This is a genomic window from Lactobacillus gigeriorum DSM 23908 = CRBIP 24.85, assembly GCF_000296855.1.
Taxonomy (GTDB): domain Bacteria; phylum Bacillota; class Bacilli; order Lactobacillales; family Lactobacillaceae; genus Lactobacillus; species Lactobacillus gigeriorum.
The window spans coordinates 1-15,759 of record NZ_CAKC01000028.1; the positions used below are offsets into that span (position 1 = coordinate 1).

Annotated in this window: 14 protein-coding genes and 2 pseudogenes; 6 read left to right on the forward strand and 10 right to left on the reverse strand. The window is 38.7% G+C overall.

Features of this window, described 5'->3' with window-relative positions:
- Positions 1-169 precede the first annotated feature (169 nt).
- From BN52_RS02215 to BN52_RS02225, 3 genes are all read right to left on the reverse strand, one after another.
- Complete coding sequence (locus BN52_RS02215) at positions 170-1,060, reverse strand: Rpn family recombination-promoting nuclease/putative transposase (protein WP_008472505.1); 891 nt, start codon at positions 1,058-1,060, stop codon at positions 170-172.
- A gap of 135 nt (positions 1,061-1,195) precedes the next feature.
- Entirely contained in the window at positions 1,196-1,639 is a 444-nt protein-coding gene (locus tag BN52_RS02220) for a hypothetical protein (protein ID WP_008472507.1), read from the reverse strand.
- Positions 1,640-1,751: 112 nt separating this feature from the next.
- Positions 1,752-2,606 carry a hypothetical protein gene (locus BN52_RS02225; protein ID WP_008472508.1) on the reverse strand — a complete coding sequence of 285 codons (855 nt, stop codon included), beginning with the start codon at positions 2,604-2,606 and terminating at the stop codon, positions 1,752-1,754.
- A gap of 781 nt (positions 2,607-3,387) precedes the next feature.
- Between BN52_RS02225 and BN52_RS02235 the strand changes: the two genes are divergently transcribed.
- Positions 3,388-4,995 carry an SLAP domain-containing protein gene (locus BN52_RS02235; protein ID WP_008472509.1) on the forward strand — a complete coding sequence of 536 codons (1,608 nt, stop codon included), beginning with the start codon at positions 3,388-3,390 and terminating at the stop codon, positions 4,993-4,995.
- Between the two features lie 74 nt (positions 4,996-5,069).
- Here BN52_RS02235 and BN52_RS10620 read toward each other — a convergent pair.
- Both BN52_RS10620 and BN52_RS02245 read right to left on the reverse strand, forming a co-directional pair.
- Positions 5,070-6,242, reverse strand: a pseudogene (locus tag BN52_RS10620) (ATP-binding protein).
- Positions 6,243-6,358: 116 nt separating this feature from the next.
- Entirely contained in the window at positions 6,359-6,592 is a 234-nt protein-coding gene (locus BN52_RS02245; protein ID WP_008472514.1) for a hypothetical protein, read from the reverse strand.
- 342 nt (positions 6,593-6,934) lie between these two features.
- Between BN52_RS02245 and BN52_RS02250 the strand changes: the two genes are divergently transcribed.
- Positions 6,935-8,449: an ATP-binding protein gene (locus BN52_RS02250; RefSeq protein ID WP_008472516.1), complete on the forward strand. Its 1,515-nt coding sequence runs from the start codon at positions 6,935-6,937 to the stop codon at positions 8,447-8,449.
- A 190-nt stretch (positions 8,450-8,639) separates the two neighbouring features.
- Here the strand turns inward: BN52_RS02250 and BN52_RS02255 are convergent, their stop codons facing one another.
- From BN52_RS02255 to BN52_RS10340, 3 genes are read right to left on the reverse strand one after another with little or no spacing between them, the layout of a single operon-like run.
- Entirely contained in the window at positions 8,640-8,906 is a 267-nt protein-coding gene (locus BN52_RS02255; protein ID WP_008472517.1) for a hypothetical protein, read from the reverse strand.
- Between the two features lie 12 nt (positions 8,907-8,918).
- Positions 8,919-9,278 (reverse strand): hypothetical protein, encoded by a 360-nt coding sequence (locus BN52_RS10335; protein WP_008472518.1) that lies wholly within the window; start codon positions 9,276-9,278, stop codon positions 8,919-8,921.
- 6 nt (positions 9,279-9,284) lie between these two features.
- Entirely contained in the window at positions 9,285-9,710 is a 426-nt protein-coding gene (locus tag BN52_RS10340; RefSeq protein WP_236698444.1) for a hypothetical protein, read from the reverse strand.
- 372 nt (positions 9,711-10,082) lie between these two features.
- On the opposite strand from BN52_RS10340, the gene BN52_RS02265 reads away from it, so the two are divergent.
- Positions 10,083-10,289: a hypothetical protein gene (locus BN52_RS02265; protein WP_008472520.1), complete on the forward strand. Its 207-nt coding sequence runs from the start codon at positions 10,083-10,085 to the stop codon at positions 10,287-10,289.
- Positions 10,290-10,395: 106 nt separating this feature from the next.
- Here the strand turns inward: BN52_RS02265 and BN52_RS10345 are convergent.
- Positions 10,396-10,812, reverse strand: a pseudogene (locus tag BN52_RS10345) (SLAP domain-containing protein); the annotation flags it as partial.
- Between the two features lie 74 nt (positions 10,813-10,886).
- Entirely contained in the window at positions 10,887-11,087 is a 201-nt protein-coding gene (locus BN52_RS10350) for a hypothetical protein (RefSeq protein ID WP_008472523.1), read from the reverse strand.
- A gap of 273 nt (positions 11,088-11,360) precedes the next feature.
- Between BN52_RS10350 and BN52_RS02275 the strand changes: the two genes are divergently transcribed.
- The 3 genes from BN52_RS02275 (at position 11,361) to BN52_RS02285 (ending at position 15,738) form a co-directional block, all read left to right on the forward strand.
- A complete protein-coding gene (locus BN52_RS02275; protein WP_040473327.1) occupies positions 11,361-12,566 on the forward strand; it encodes a glucosaminidase domain-containing protein in 1,206 nt (401 codons plus the stop codon).
- A gap of 18 nt (positions 12,567-12,584) precedes the next feature.
- The gene (locus BN52_RS02280; protein WP_008472526.1) at positions 12,585-13,832 is read left to right on the forward strand and encodes an SLAP domain-containing protein; all 1,248 of its coding nucleotides are present in this window, start codon (positions 12,585-12,587) and stop codon (positions 13,830-13,832) included.
- 73 nt (positions 13,833-13,905) lie between these two features.
- Positions 13,906-15,738 carry a monovalent cation:proton antiporter family protein gene (locus BN52_RS02285; RefSeq protein WP_008472527.1) on the forward strand — a complete coding sequence of 611 codons (1,833 nt, stop codon included), beginning with the start codon at positions 13,906-13,908 and terminating at the stop codon, positions 15,736-15,738.
- Positions 15,739-15,759: the final 21 nt, after the last annotated feature.

A 15,759-nucleotide genomic window follows, 5' to 3' on the forward strand; every position in this document is an offset into this window, starting at 1 on the left:
CAATATACATAAAAAAATAGCGGAGAAAAATCTCCGCTAATAATTAACAAATTTTAGGACATTATCCTAAGTTATTGACATAATTTTTGTAAGTCTTTACCAAAATTAAAGGATCTTGTTACAAAGAAAAAAACGAGCTAATGCCCGTTCTTGTAAAATATGATATAACTTAAGCTTCTTGTAAAGAATCGTTTTTCGCTTCTGCGATGAATTGCTTTAATTCATCGTCTGAGAAGCATTGGCCGTATACTCGTTTTATTCTAGAAAAAATATCTTCAGAAGTATAATCATCATCTTTTAAAACATCAATTAAATTCTTAACTCCTGCACGATTTGCCAGCTCTTTGCCTCTCTTTTCTCCAACCTTTTCGCCATCTTCCCGACCACTAATTCTGGCATCCATGATCTTCATTTCGTAGTCCATGATATCTGATCTCCTGTCTTGATTAAGTTCCTTGATTCGTTTCTGAGCCCAAATGAAGTGCTCATTTAGACTAACTTCTTCATCGTTCATCAACTTCGCCAGCTCCTTAAGTTCCTCGCTTTCGCCAGTAAAGTCGCCTTTTGAGTTAATGATAACCTTAGTAGCGCCGTCATTCAACTCTAAAGCATGATCTTTGGTATCAATCGTTTTGAAGAAATGAACTGCTCGATTATCAACTTTAGAAAAAGCCTCAGACGGATCAAACGAACACAAGAAGATGATGAAGGTATCAGGCAGTTCAGAGTAATCATGACCTGGCTTTAACACCTTAGCTCCATCGATCGTTGATTGGTAATATCTCAAACGGCGACTTAAGTACTTGCTTGGCGATGTTTGCATTTCAATATCAAAGATGCGACCATTCTTGTCGACCACCTTGATATCAAGTCTGATATCCTTAGCCTCTCTTTGATCGTTGCCTAGCGCATCCTGCTTGTTAAACTCTACGATCTCCTTGATTTCCAAAAAGGGAAAGATGATTCGTAAAATGTACAAGCAAAACTCCTCGTTTTCCATGACCCAACCAAAGATCTTATCTTCGGTAAAGCCGAATTCCTTTGAGACTTCATAATCCATGAAGTTTTGCCTCCTCGTAATTATAGATTTGAGAGCAAAATAACCCCCAGATACGCAAAAAATCGAAAAAATTATTTTTTTCTTGAAAAAAGGGTACAAAAAAACGGGCAATTGCCCGTTTTTGGTTGTTCTATCCTATGATAATGAACCAGTGATCTTAGCACGACGCTTTTCGTACCAAGTGTCCCAACTTTCAAAAGTAAGCATAGTTTCTGGATCGATTTGTTCATCCTTAACAATTTCATCAAGAATTGCCTTGAAGTTGTAATCGTGGTATTGCAAAGCGTGCTTTACCAAAGTCTTACGTGGAAAGTGGATATTGTTAAGTAAGTACTTGTTAATATCAACTGTGTTGTGAACTTGATCATATAAACTCATGATTTCAAGATCATCTTCGTCGAACTTGGAAATGTAGAAGTTAGCGAAGACTTGCAAGGAAAGTGGTTGTTCCTTGTAAACTTCGGCAGGCATTACTACGCGGTTGGGTTCTGGCATAACCACAGTTAAGTCAGGCTTGTTAGCATCTTCAGTGTTTTCGGATTCAGCCTTTTGGTTTACGTTCTTTTCTTCTTCAGTCAATGCGAGCGCTCCTTATCTGTACATAAAAAATCAGAAAATCAATTATAATTTTACTCAGTTTTAGGAATAAAGGCAAATACTAGCGCAATTAATTCTATTCTTTTCTTATCTTTTAGAAGGAATCAACGTCTTCTTTGGTAATTTGTTCTGGCTTGGTATGACCATTTTCGCTAGCGTGGCGGAAGAGGTCAATCAAGTCTTGTGGACTCCAAGCGCTGGCATTGTAGCCAAGCTTAGTTAATTGCGCGCGGATTTCATCAAGGGTAGGTTGGGTAACTGTTTTGCCATTAACAGTGTGATCACCCATCGCTCCAGCACCAGTAGTGCCAGCTGTTCCTGTATCTCTTGATGAAGATTGCTTGCTAGTGGTGGAATTGGTTTGATCTTTGAGACGAGCAATACCAGCTTCAGCTTGTTGGAAATACTTTTGGTAATATGGCTGCTTAATATAGGAAAGATCAAGGACTTTTTGATAGTTCTCGCGAGCAGTATCAACTTGGCCTTGGCTTTCTGCAGTAGTGGCTTGTGCTAATAAAGGCTTGATTTCATTTTGATAGTTGCTTTTAGCGGTTTTAAGCGTAGTGATCAAGCGCTTGGCATGATCGTTTAACAACCAATAGCCTTTTTCATTGATAACGGTTTGAGCGGTTTTGATTCCCGTTGAAAATTGGCTCTTCCTAGCTTGCTTAATGGCCAATTGTAAGTTCTTAGCTTGTTTAGTATAGATCTTGGCAGCCTTAGTAGGGTGCTTAGCATAAGCTTGCTCAAACAAAGCTTGGGCTTTAGCATATTGCATCTTGCGAGCAGCTGCCTTACCTTGGCTAATGATTTTGTTGTATTCTGTAAGTTCGGCGCTAGTTGGCGCTACGGTCGATGCATTTTGTTGATGATAAATGTAAAAACACGCACCGACAGCAATCATGAATGCAAAAATTGCAGTAATGAGCGTTGATTTTTTTAACTTCATAAAAAATCCCTTCTTATAAGTAACCGATTTCTTAAAACCAATGTACCAAATAGTTGCGTCATTAGCAAAAATTTAGTAGAAAAAGCTAAATGGAAAAATTAGGAGGAAGATTATTTATAATGAGGTAGATATTCAAATCTGAGCAAATTATCCACAAAATGCAAATAACGAACCTGAACTAAAAATCGGAAGCAGTGACTTTTAGAGATTAGGAATAAAGTGCTAGTAAAATGATGTTGCTTTATGTAATACAAGTATAGAGGAGCAAGTGGCAAAAATGGAATAAAAGGGGAGGGGAGAAAGCAAAAATTGTTGTCAAATCAACCGACAATAAGAAGGCTTGAAGCGGTTTTTTCGTTACAAAAGATTGAACCTCTGTCAAAAAAATGTAAAATTAACGAACTTATAATAAAAGCTATAAATTTTGGTAAAGGTATGGCGACACCCTTTTTTTATTTATCTTATGGCATTTTTACTGGATACAAAGGCGAATGATCAGGGAGTAAAAGACTTGATAAGTATGTTACAAAGTAAAAATAATGGCTTTCAGGCTTGCTTTAAAAGCCAAATGTAGGTACAATATGAATCGTGGTAAGTAATAGGACGTGCTTCAGGCGTGTCGCCTGTACGCATGCTGATCCTTCAGCAATGACTACTACCTCATGAGAGTTATAAACTCATGGATCTTGCTTTGAAGGGTTTTGTACATTATAGGCTCCTAATCACCATACTGAACCTATGGCCTATTACATTTTTTATATTTCAAGGAGGAAAAGACCACATGAAGAAAAATTTAAGAATTGTTAGCGCTGCTGCTGCTGCTTTATTAGCTGTTGCTCCTGTCGCTGCTACTACTGTTGTTCCAGCTGCTTCTACTGTTGTTTCAGCTGCTAGTGACACTACCCAAAACATTCGCCTTAAAAACGGAGCTGCTTGGTTATTCAGTAAGAATGGAAATGAATGGTCAATTGCTTCTAAGGGTGCTTCAGACCTTAAAGTAAACACTGAATTTACTGTTTCTACTAAGCTTACTCCAATGACTGAAGCAGAAGCTAAGAGTGTTGGTTTGGATTGGGCAAAAGGTGGCTTAAGCCTTTACCAAATTACCTCAGGTAAGTACGCAGGTAACTACGTTTTAACCGGTGATGCTGAAGTCCTTACTTCAACTACTCAAGCTAAGCCTGCTACCACTTCATCAGAAAATATTAATGCTGGTTCATCATCAGTATTCTATGCTAACACCAACACTGTTGTTAATATTTCAGCTGTAGCTGCAACCAAGAGTGCTCCAAGTGCAATCAACGGTAACATTGTTTACACTGATGCTAAGGGTCAAAACCATACTGCACTTTTACACAACTTGGTTAACGGTACCAACACTACAATTACTGACCTTGATGGCAAAGTTCAAAATCCAAAGACTTTAAAGCCTGGTATGTACGTAGCAGACTTTAACGGTGTATATGTCAACTTAGGTAATGAGATGGCAAACAAACCTGTTACCTTCCATTTGGGTGGCGGTGCCGTATTCATGGATAAAGGTGCCAAGGACAACGGTAGAACTTTAACGGTTGCTGTTGATGCAAATGGTGTTGCTAAGCTTGGTGAAGTTAAGGCTCCATTCTGGGCATATGATTCAACTGATCTTCAAGAAGCTCACTTCTACTCAGTTAAGACTGGTAACGTTGTAACTTCAGGTTCAGTAAGTTTACATGCTGTAAATGGTCAACTTAATGTTAACTCTGTATTTGCTGCTTTGACTCAAGAATACAAAGCAAGTCAATTAACTAAGAGTGAAAATGTTGATACTTTTGTACCAGTAAATGACATTAAGGCACAATTGGAAAAGCAAAACGTTAAGGTTGATGATAACGGCTACTTCACTGCTCCAGCATCATTCACTATTAACATGACTGCTAAGTCAAATAATAACGGTGCTACTGCAACTTTGCCTGTAACTGTTAATGTTGACAACGTAACCCCAACTGTAGCTAACGAAACTACTACTACTAAGACTGTAATGCACATCGCAACTATCTACGACAAGAACGGTAACGCAACTAGTGAACCAGTTCTTCGTGCATACGACTCAGTATCAGTTGTTTCAACTCCAGTTGAATTGAAGGATGCTGCTGGTAAGTCAAAGGGTATGTACTACAAGCTTGCTGGCAAGGACCAATACGTAAAGGTTGGTAACATTGACGGTACTTCACGTACTTTGAAGCACAACGCATACGTTTACAAGTCAAACGGTAAGCGTAACAAGGCATTTAAGACCTTGAAGAAGGGTTCTTCAAAGACTACTTACGGTAAGTCATTCATGATCAATGGCTCACAAATGTACCGTGTTGGTAAGAACCAATACGTAAAGGTTGCTAACTTCCGTTAATAACCAGTACGTTTAGCTAGCGCTAATCAAATAGGAAAACGAGGCAAATGCCTCGTTTTTTTGTTTGATCAATTTTACTCCAACAACCAGTCACGGATGTTAATGATGGGAATACCGTTGATCATTTCTGGACCGGCGTAACGATCAGTGATGACCAGCTTCCGATAATTGTTAGGAATCTGTAATAAATTATTGATTTCCCTGTCAGAATTCTCCGAGAACTGGTAAGTAACTTGGATATATTTTCGATCATTTACCTTGGTTGCGATGAAATCAATTTCTTTATCATTTAATTTCCCGACCTGCACTTTGTATCCACGTCTTAATAATTCAACAAAAACAATAAAATGCTGCCACGATCACTGAGCCGATCGCCAATTGCCTGCGTTCTTAACCCCGAATCGATAATATAATACTTTCCTTGGGTGGCAAGCATTTTTCGACCTCTAATATCATAACGATTAGTTTTGTAAAAAAGGTAGGCTTCTTCAAAATAAGTTAGATATCTTTGCACCGCTGAGTATGAGATTTTAAAATGATTGGATTTCAAAGTATTTACAATTTTGTTTGGATTAATTAATTGTCCAACTGTATCAGCAAGATATTTAGCGACTAAAGTTACTAATTCAGGTTCACGCAAGCCATTTTTATAACCGATATCATTTACGATAATCGTATTGTAGATACCAGGCAAGATAGTATTTTTTAGCTCGTCTTTAGCTAGCACAACTGCAGGGAAACCGTCGAACTTAATATATTCCTGATAAAATTTGTCTATTTCTCTTTCAGTCAGTTCCTCGATATCTTTAAAACTAAACATTTCCTTGAAAGAAAGAGGATAAACAGGAATTTCAACGTATCTCCCCAACAGAAGAGTTGCTAGCTCGCCGCTTAGGATTTGGGAATTACTACCTGTAATCGTTAAATTTAAGCTGCAGGCTATTCACCACTTTTTGCCAATCCTTCACATATTGAATTTCATCGAGTAAAATATACATTTTTTCGCCGTCAATTATATGTTCTTGCAAAAAGGCATAAAGTTTTTCAGGATCATATAGAGCAATGTTTTCAAAATCTTCGAACGACAAATAGATTATCTGCTCGTCTTTTACACCGGATTTAAGCAAATATTGGCGATAAAGCAATAAAATGAATGACTTCCCAGATCGACGGACACCAGTTAGTACTTTGATAAACTCTGTGTCTTTAAAACCTACTAATTTCTTCAAATACTGTGGGCGATTAATTAAATTATTTCATAAAGCAAATCATATCTATATTTTAGTGAAATTTATTTTATGAAGTAAATTAATAAGAATTTTCAATAATCTTTATTGCTGTGAATTGCGCTTTAATGTTCAAACTAATTCAGCAATAGTTTTTTCGATGTCTTATATTCCCTGTAACCAACACCCATCATATTGAATGCATCAGTGTAAGAAATCTTTTGATTCATTAAGGCATCATCTACATAGCGAAAAAACATAGCATAAGTTTCAAAATTATCGGCTAATGATTCAATATCAGTCTCATTAGCCGCTTCTTTGTTGAATAATTCATCTGGTACTAAAATTTTGAGTACAGTTCTGTGGACCAAGGATTTCTGCTTTATCCATAAACAGATGAACTGGTTCATGAATCAAAGTAAAAACTTGCCCATTTTTAATATCCTTATGATTAACAAAAAAGATAATCATAAGGATTAGCTAACTCAAAAGTCATTCTAGGTTACGATTGGGACTAACGACAGCTACTCGTTAGCTCCTTTTCTTTTATAATTATACAAATGGACAATCATAAATTCGACTTTAGAGATCAAAGTTTATCAAAGAAAACAAGACTATATAAGATTCTTTACAGCAAAAGTCTTTCCAACCAGCTAATTTTGATCGGACCTTACATGATATAATAAAACAAAAAAATATAAGGAAGTGTGTTAATGAAGTTAGATGAAATTAAAAATATAGAAGCCACTTATCTTGATTACAAAGAATCATTAGAGACCATTAAACCTGTAAGCTGGCTCAAATCTGTTGTAGCTTTTGCCAATACTAAAGGTGGACACATCATCTTTGGCGTGACTGATGAAGAACATAAATTTATCGGAATAGATAATTTGCAACAAACTTCTTCTAAAATCTCCGAATTCATTTCTACCAGAGTTTCACCATGGCCTAGATTTACTTTAACTCCTATTGATAGTGAATATCCAGATAAGAAATGCATTGATCTAGAAGTCGCTCCTGGGCCAGATTACCCATATTATTATATCAATACACAAGAACATGCGATTTTTATGCGGCATGGAGACCGTTCAGAAAAAGCAACACCGATAGAGCAAAATAATCTATTGCTAAAAGGAATGAATAAAACATTTGATGCACTTCCGACTAGTTACAAATTACCAGATGTAAGTTTCACCTTATTAGCTGCTACTTTCAAAAAAGAAACTGGCGAAGAATTTGATATTTCACGTGATTTAATTTCGATGGGATTTGTAACCCAAGATAATATCGTAACTAATGCAGGACTATTGTTATGTGATCAAGGCTATTTGCGCCAATCTAAGATTGTTTGCACTCGTTGGAAAGGAACTGAAAAAGGAAGCGTTGACGGAGATGCTTTAGATGATGAGGAATTCACAGATGCAAGTTTGATTACTTTGTTGTTTAACGCGGAAGCATTTATTCGAACTAATTCTAAGAATCCTTGGACAATTCGCGGAATGCGTCGAGAAGAGAATAGCGATTATCCATTCAAGGCTGTTAGAGAAGTTTTAGTTAATGCGTTGATTCACCGTGATTACCAGATTCAGGGTTCTGAGGTACATGTTGATATGTTTGATGATCGAATGGAAATTGTATCACCTGGTGGCATGATTAATGGGAGTAGAATTCAGGATCTTAATTTAAAACATGTTCCCTCTATGAGAAGGAACGAAATAATCTCTGACATTTTTGGTAGACTACATTACATGGATCGCCGCGGTAGTGGTATCCAACGAATCTTAAGTGCATATACTAATTTTGTAGAACAACCCATTTTCTATTCAGATGATACAGTATTCTTAGTAACCTTACCTAACAGAGGAATTGCTACGCCAAAGAGTCCACTTCAGAGTGAGAAGAGTCCACTTCAGAGTGAGAAGAGTCCACTTCAAAATGAGAAGAGTCCACTTCAGAGTGAGAAGAGTCCACTTCAAAGAGAAGAAAGCAATATAATTAAAAAATGGAACGAAAAAGGTATAGATAAAATCTTTAGAGAGCAAACTACTGAGAAATTACTAGAATTTTATATGAGATATAGCTTTAAATATTCGTTTAACCGAAATTTACTTGCTAGTTTCTTAGAGATAGCACCAAATTCTGCATCAAAAATTATTCAAAAGTGCAGAGAAATTGGAATTATACGAATGGAAAAACGCGGAGTCTATTTCTTTACCAATCTAAATTGATTAAATATGAATCAATGCCAAATATTATATGAAAAAATATTCAGTAAAAATAAGAAAGACTAAGTTTTCTGCACCTTTTATTGTCGCTGCAAGCTTAGGAAAATGTCTCATTTTTCTTTTGCTCTAATATTTATATTTTCATTGACAAAAGCCACTTCAGTCACACTGAAATGGCTTTTCTAACGTATTATTATCTTTCAATCACAGCGCGTAATTTACCTAATAGTTGCTGTTTTAGTCGCTTCAATGTGGTGCGCGGGACACCGCATTCTTCAACTAACTGCGTGATAGTTTTCCGCTCGAGCAAGTGGTCAAAAAGAATTACCTGTTCAAGTTGGCTCAACTTCTTAACCTCATTCTTCAGTGCTACAAGGTTGTCCCAGGCAGCTGCTTCGCCCAGATCATAAGCTTCATCGATAACTGTATTGCGCTCACATACACGTTGCTCCCGGCGCAAATAATCTAATGGCTAAAATTCTTTCCCAATCGTAAGTAGGTGTAAGTTCAAAACATGATTATAGAATTTGTCTGCTAGCTTTTTAAAACTATCAATAGCATACAAGTCCAGTTGCACATAATAGTTGGAATTATGCAGGATTGAGTCAGAATTAATGGCTGTTACGCGAAGATTATTTTCTTGCAACATATGCTGATAATATAAGTCAGAATAATAATGATTATGAAACAGATACTGACCAATTATCTTAGTAAGATTAGGCTTAGGCGAATCAAAGGCAAAATTATAGACCAAGCCATTTTCATTAAGTGCAATACTGTTGAAAATAGCTTGATCATGGCATTTGACGTGGAAGTCTTTAATCCAGTGCAAGCAAATCTAGTCCGTGAAGAAGTTTCCACTAAATGCATGCATTGAAAAATAAAGCACATTGTACATGACAATCCCTTGATAGATATCAACTCCAGCCTCGCGAGCTAGCATTCTCTGCCAAATCATATCGCAATGTACGGCATGCCGCATCAATCCTTGCCTCATGGCATGTGTTGACTTCTGACTAAGCACAATTCCACGATTCAGGTCGAAGGATACTGCCTTATATTTGCCTAAGATAGGATTTTGCTTGAACTCATAGACTGCCAATGTGTTCTTATTGAGTCGATATTTATTGTCATACGTAATGTACTGCGCTAGTTGCGCGTCATTCTCAATTCTCCATTTGGTAAGGTCCTTGGACCAATTACGATATTTTATGTCAGTGGGCAAGCTAATAATCCCCAAGTTACGTTGCTTGTAGGCTGACACATCCATCACACTCCCTATGTTTGAATATATCTATATTATTTTAAATATTGAATAGTATTATACAGGATGAAGCATTGATTGTATAGCTAGAAATTATTATGCTGAAAAGCTTATTTTTTAATTAAACAGAAAGCTGTAATTAAGTCTACGTACCAAACTATTAACATAGACAATCATGCAGATATATTTCAGGATGGCTTGACTAAAATTATAATTAACTCAAACTGAGTTCCTGACGGAACTGAGACTGAAACATTGCTGAATTTAGTCAAACTCATGAAAGATTTGCCAGTACATAGCGATAAACTTTTTGATAGGGCACAAAAACGCATTAAATCAATGAATGCTGATCCAGAATGGAGGGATACTATTATGGACTTTGAAACTAGAATGCTTGAACGCGAGCAAGTTGGTGAAAAGAAAGGCCTACAGCAAGGCCTTAAAACAGGTGCACTTACCTTAGTCGCTTCTTTGAAAGATGTTGGCTGCACTAGCCAACAAATCCTGCAGCAATTAAAGCAAAAGTATGGCAATGTATTTTATGATAAGCAGTTAGAAGAATTTCTGAAACAGAGCTAAGTTGTAACAACAATATTTTCCGAGGGGGTCGCAACAGCGACGTCTTTTTTAGAGCAAAAGAAAAACGAGGCAAATTGCCTCGTTTTATCTTATCTACTACATAGACTTAATTAAAGTTTGATACCTTTACGTAAGTCTTGTCAGTGTTGTTACCGATCTTGTAGTATTGCTTACCGTTCTTGAACTTGTAAGAGCCACCGTAGGTACGAACCTTGTCACCCTTCTTAAGAACAACCTTGTTAGCATGCTTCGTTGAAGTCTTGTAAACGTATGCGTTGTGCTTCAAAGTACGTTCAGTACCATCAATGTTGTCTGCGTTGATGAACTTGCCAGTAGCCTTACCATTTTCGATTACTTCGTAGTAAGCCTTGCCATTGATAGGAGTAGTTGACATAGCAACAGTTACTGAGTTGTAACGAGTTACCTTGTCAGAACCAACACGCTTGCCGTTCTTGTCGTAGTAGAATGCGTTATGCATAATAGTCTTGCTTTGGCTAGCAACAGTAGTATCTGGCTTAGTAGCAGTTAAGTCTGAACTCTTAACGAATTCGTTTGAGCCTTCCTTGTTGATAAGAGTGTATTCAACACCGTTAACAGTTACCTTACCGAATGTGTAAACAGCTGCTCCCTTTGCAAGAGCTGGAACATTACCGTTAATGTAACAACTTGTTGGAATTCACCATTTGAGTTTGAAGCAGATGCTGACTTAACAGTAATATACTTCATATCTTCTGGCTTAGCATCCTTTAATGCATCGCCACCTAATTGTAAGATAGCATCCTTTTGAGCATCGCTCAATTTGATACTGAATTGAGTATTTGAAGCACGGTCAAGAACAATGGTGCCTCTTAATGTACCAAGGTCAGTAGCTTCAGCAGCTGAAACAGTAGAAGCAGGTACAACAACGCCAGCAGCAGCGACAGGAGCAAGGGGCAGTTGTTAACAGGCTGTAATAAAAGAACCGAAATTATTGCAGAATATTATTTTTTGGCTACAAAGAAGGGTTATGTGTTGAGTAAGTTGCATTTGGCGGATACAATAGAATTGATAATTAAGGAGGAAAATCTGACCATGAATAGAAAAAGAATATCTCGCGTTGCCACGATTGCTGCCTTAACTGCTACCGCTATGCCATTGCTTAGCACTTTCGCTAAGCCTAAAGAAGTTAAAGCAGCCACAACTGCTCAGCCTGTGAATAACCAAGCTGATTTTATTGCCCAAGCAGCTCGCCAAGCACAAAAAGCTTCAAAAACTTACGGCTTATATCCTTCAGTTATGATTGCCCAAGCAATCCTCGAATCAGGTTGGGGACAATCTACTTTAGCTACCGAAGCCAATAATCTTTTTGGTATTAAAGCTGGTACTGACTGGACCGGACCAACTTACACCGTTAAGACTCGTGAAGAAGATGCTTCAGGCAAGAGCTATTACATCAATGCTGCTTTCAGAGTTTACGATTCTTATGAAGGCTCATTTGATGACAACGGACAAAAGTTGCGGCTCGGAGTTTCCTGGCAACCAACGCGCTACCAAGGAGCTTGGCTTGAAAATGCCGCTACTTATGCCGATGCGACTAAAGCCTTAACCGGTACCTATGCGACTGATCACAATTACGATTCCAGTCTTAACTTAAGAATTACCCAATACAACTTAACACAATACGATCCTACGATTTCAAATGAAACCAAGACTTATACTGTTGGGGAAAATGCGGCTACTTATGCTTGGCCAACCGATCATGTTATTTCTGCCAAGTCAGGTTCAGTTGCCAAGGGCGAACAAGTAACTGTTGATAAGACTATCACTTACTACAATGGCTCCAAGAGAATGCACATCGCCGGTAAAGGTTGGGTAAATTCAACGGTTTTTGCTAAGACCAGCATCATTTCTCAAGCACCTAAAGTAGAAACCAAAGTAAGCAAGATGTTGATGCACAATGCCTATGTTTACGACAGCAATCATAAGCGTGTTAAGGGCGTCAAGATGCTCAGAGAAGATACTGCAATCAACACTTACGGCACCAAGACTATCAAAGGTAAGAAGTACTACATCATTGGTGAAAACCAATACGTTGCTGCCGGCAATATCGATGGCACGACTAGAATGCTCAGTCACAACAGCTATGTTTACAATGGCAGTGGTAACCGAGACAATGAAACTGTCTATAAGAAGGGTGGCATGTTAGCTACTTACGGTAGTGCGATCACAATCGTGGGTCAAAAGTACTACAAGATTGGACTTAATCAATACGTTAAGGCTAATAATTTTGTGAAATAAAGGAAGCGAGGAACTGATTTGAAGTTTACTAAAGTAATAACTCTAGCATTAGCTTTGACAGTTGCCACTCCTTTGCTAAGCCAATCTACAAGCGTTACGGCCGCCAAGACTGATAGCTCTAAGACTAGTAGTTCCAGCAGCTCTAGCAGCTCAAACAGATCAAGTAATTCAAGCGTTACTACCTATGCGACTGGGAAAGAGCTGAATAATCTTGCTAAGAAAAACAGCTATGTTGGCGTAACTTATCTGTATCAATGGCTTCAAGCCCAAGGAATTCAATACAATCCTTTTTATAGCGAAGACAACAAGATCGAATATCGCAATGGCAAGCCAGAAGGAGTGGTAATTCATGAAACGGCTACTCCCGGAGCCAGTGCTTTTGATGAGGCAATCTATTTCAACCGCGAATGGATGAACATGTATGCCTACGTTCATGCCTTCATCGATGCCAATACCGTAATGCAGATGATGACGCCGAATTATGGTGCCTGGGGCGCCGGTCCCATGGCTAACGACCGCTTCATTCACATTGAACTCTGTGAAGTGGATAATATTGATGATTTTGTCAAAAGCATCAATAACGACGCCATCTATGTCGCCGGGGTGCTCAAGCGCTATGGGTTAACCCCAATTAACGCAACCCATGATGGTGAAGGCACCGTCTGGTCACACTCAGCCGTCAGCCAATTTCTCGGCAAGACTGATCATGGTGATCCCGATGGCTACTTTGCTTCCTGGGGCTATTCGATGGATGACTTTTTCGACTTGATTTCTTACTATTACAACAAGAAGACGCCAAGCAAAAAACCATCAACATCTAAGCCAAGTCAGGATAAAGATACAAGCAAAAAGCCAGACCAAAACCAAGATAAGGGGCAAGTAACGCCACTTCCTGAAGTACAGCCTGGCAAGCAAACTTTGATGCATGATGCTTATTTGTATGACAGCAAGGGCAAGCGGCTTAAGGATCAACCGCTCCAAAAAGCTGGTATTACCGTTAATGTTAAGACTAGCAAGTTGATCAATGGACGGAAGTTCTACCAACTAAGCAATAAAAAGTACATTGTTGCTAGCAACTTAGACGGCTTGCTTCGGCTGGTTAAGCATAATGCTTATATCTACAACCCAGTAGGCGTAAGAGTAGGCAAGACCAAACTGCTTCAAGGCGGTAGCGTCAAGACCTATGGTAGCAAGGTAACCATTGGTGGAATCAAATACTATGCGATCGGGCCAACGCAATTCGTAAAAGCTAATAACTTACAATAGTCACCAGTTTCTATATTAGGAAAGCGGTGGCTTTTTTAGTATAATTGGATGTAATTTAAAAGGGGGTTTATCTTTGGAACAATTATCACTCTTTTTAGTTGTCTTGCTCGCCTTGGTGATCCCGATCTTTATGGCCCGCTTTAAGGTAACGAATGTACCAACTGCGGTGGCCGAAATTATTGTCGGAATTATTATGGGAACAAGTGGCTTTAACTTAGTTAAGATCAGTCATGATTTGACTTTCCTTTCAAATCTAGGCGTGATCTTATTGATGTTTTTATCCGGTATGGAAATCGACTTTGAATTGCTTAAGCGCAAGAATAATCCGAAGACTACCAGTCATACGGGACAAGTAGTCGATCCGCTAAAAACTGCAACGGCTGCTTTCTTTGGCATTGCCGGGATGTCAGTGATTTTAGCTTTCTTTCTTAAAGCCATTGGCTTATTCGGTGAAATCTACTTAGCATCGATTATCTTTATGACGATTGCCCTTGGGGTAGTAATCGCTACTTTGAAGGAAAAGGATATTTTGAATCGTCCTATTGGCCAAACCATCTTATTAACTGCGGTCATGGGAGAAGTTATTCCTTTGCTGCTATTGACGATCTATGCCTCAATTAATGGTGGCGATCCCGAAAAGCTATGGTTGATTATCTTGCTGTTTGTGGCAGCGATCTTTTTGCTTTATCGTTTCCGCCAACCATACAACTGGTTTGTTAAAGTTACGAAGTCGACGACGCAAATCGATATTCGGTTGGCGTTCTTCCTGATTTTCTCATTGGTTACAGTTGCTGAAAGTGTTGGGGCGGAGAACATCCTCGGTGCCTTTTTGGCAGGGATGGTAATGAAGTTGCTTGAGCCAAGCGAAGCGACTAAAGACAAATTGACTTCAATTGGCTACGGCTTCTTCATTCCAATCTTCTTTATCGTAACGGGAGTCAACCTGAACTTGCGTAGCTTGTTTGCACGTCCAAGTGCCTTGATGTTACTCCCTGTTTTGGTAATTTGCTTCTTCTTAGCGAAGTTGCCAGTAGTTTTGCTGTACTTCAAGAAGTTTAACCGACGCAATGCTTTTGCTGGTGGCTTTTTGACTGCAACTACGATTACGATCGTGTTGCCAACCTTGCAAGTAGCACGGAGATTGCAAGTGATCTCCGCCGTACAATCTGATGCCTTTATTTTGGCAGCGGTAATTGTATGTATTGTGAGTCCAATTATTTTTAACTCTAACTTTAAGCTCACTCCTGAAGATCGCATCAAGCAACGGGTAGTAATTATTGGTGCTAATACTTTTACTATGCCCGTAATTCACGATTTGCATAGCAACTGGTATTCAGTTAAGGTGTTCACGGCTGATCCTGAACACTATGATATTTTCAAGAGTCGGGCAGACTTAACCTTATTGGAAGATCTTGAACAAGATGATTTGCTCAAGCATGGCGCCTTCAATGGCGATATTTTCGTAGCAGCAGCTCATGATGACAAGACCAACTATCGCTTAGGTAAGTTGGCCAAAGCTAATGGCGTTGCTCGGGTGATCGTTCGCTTAAGTCAGCCAGATGCGGACACAGTCAAGGATTTGGAAGATAACGAAATTGGCGTCTTCAACTTTACTAATGTTCGTTCTGCCCTGATGAGAGCCTTAATCGAATCGCCAGCAGTTTACCAAATTATGACTGATACCAAGAATGTCTTGTATTCAGTTGTTGTAACCAATACCCACTACACAGGTAGACATTTGATGGATTGGGAATTCATCGATAAGATGACAGTTAGTCGAATTCGTCGTGATGGCGAATGGATTGCGCCACATGGTTCAACGGTAATCGAGCCAGGGGATGAATTGATCTTCTCCGGTGAATTTGAAGCTGCTGATAGAATCCGTCACATTTTAGGTAAGAAATAGCACACTATAAAAGCCATCCCC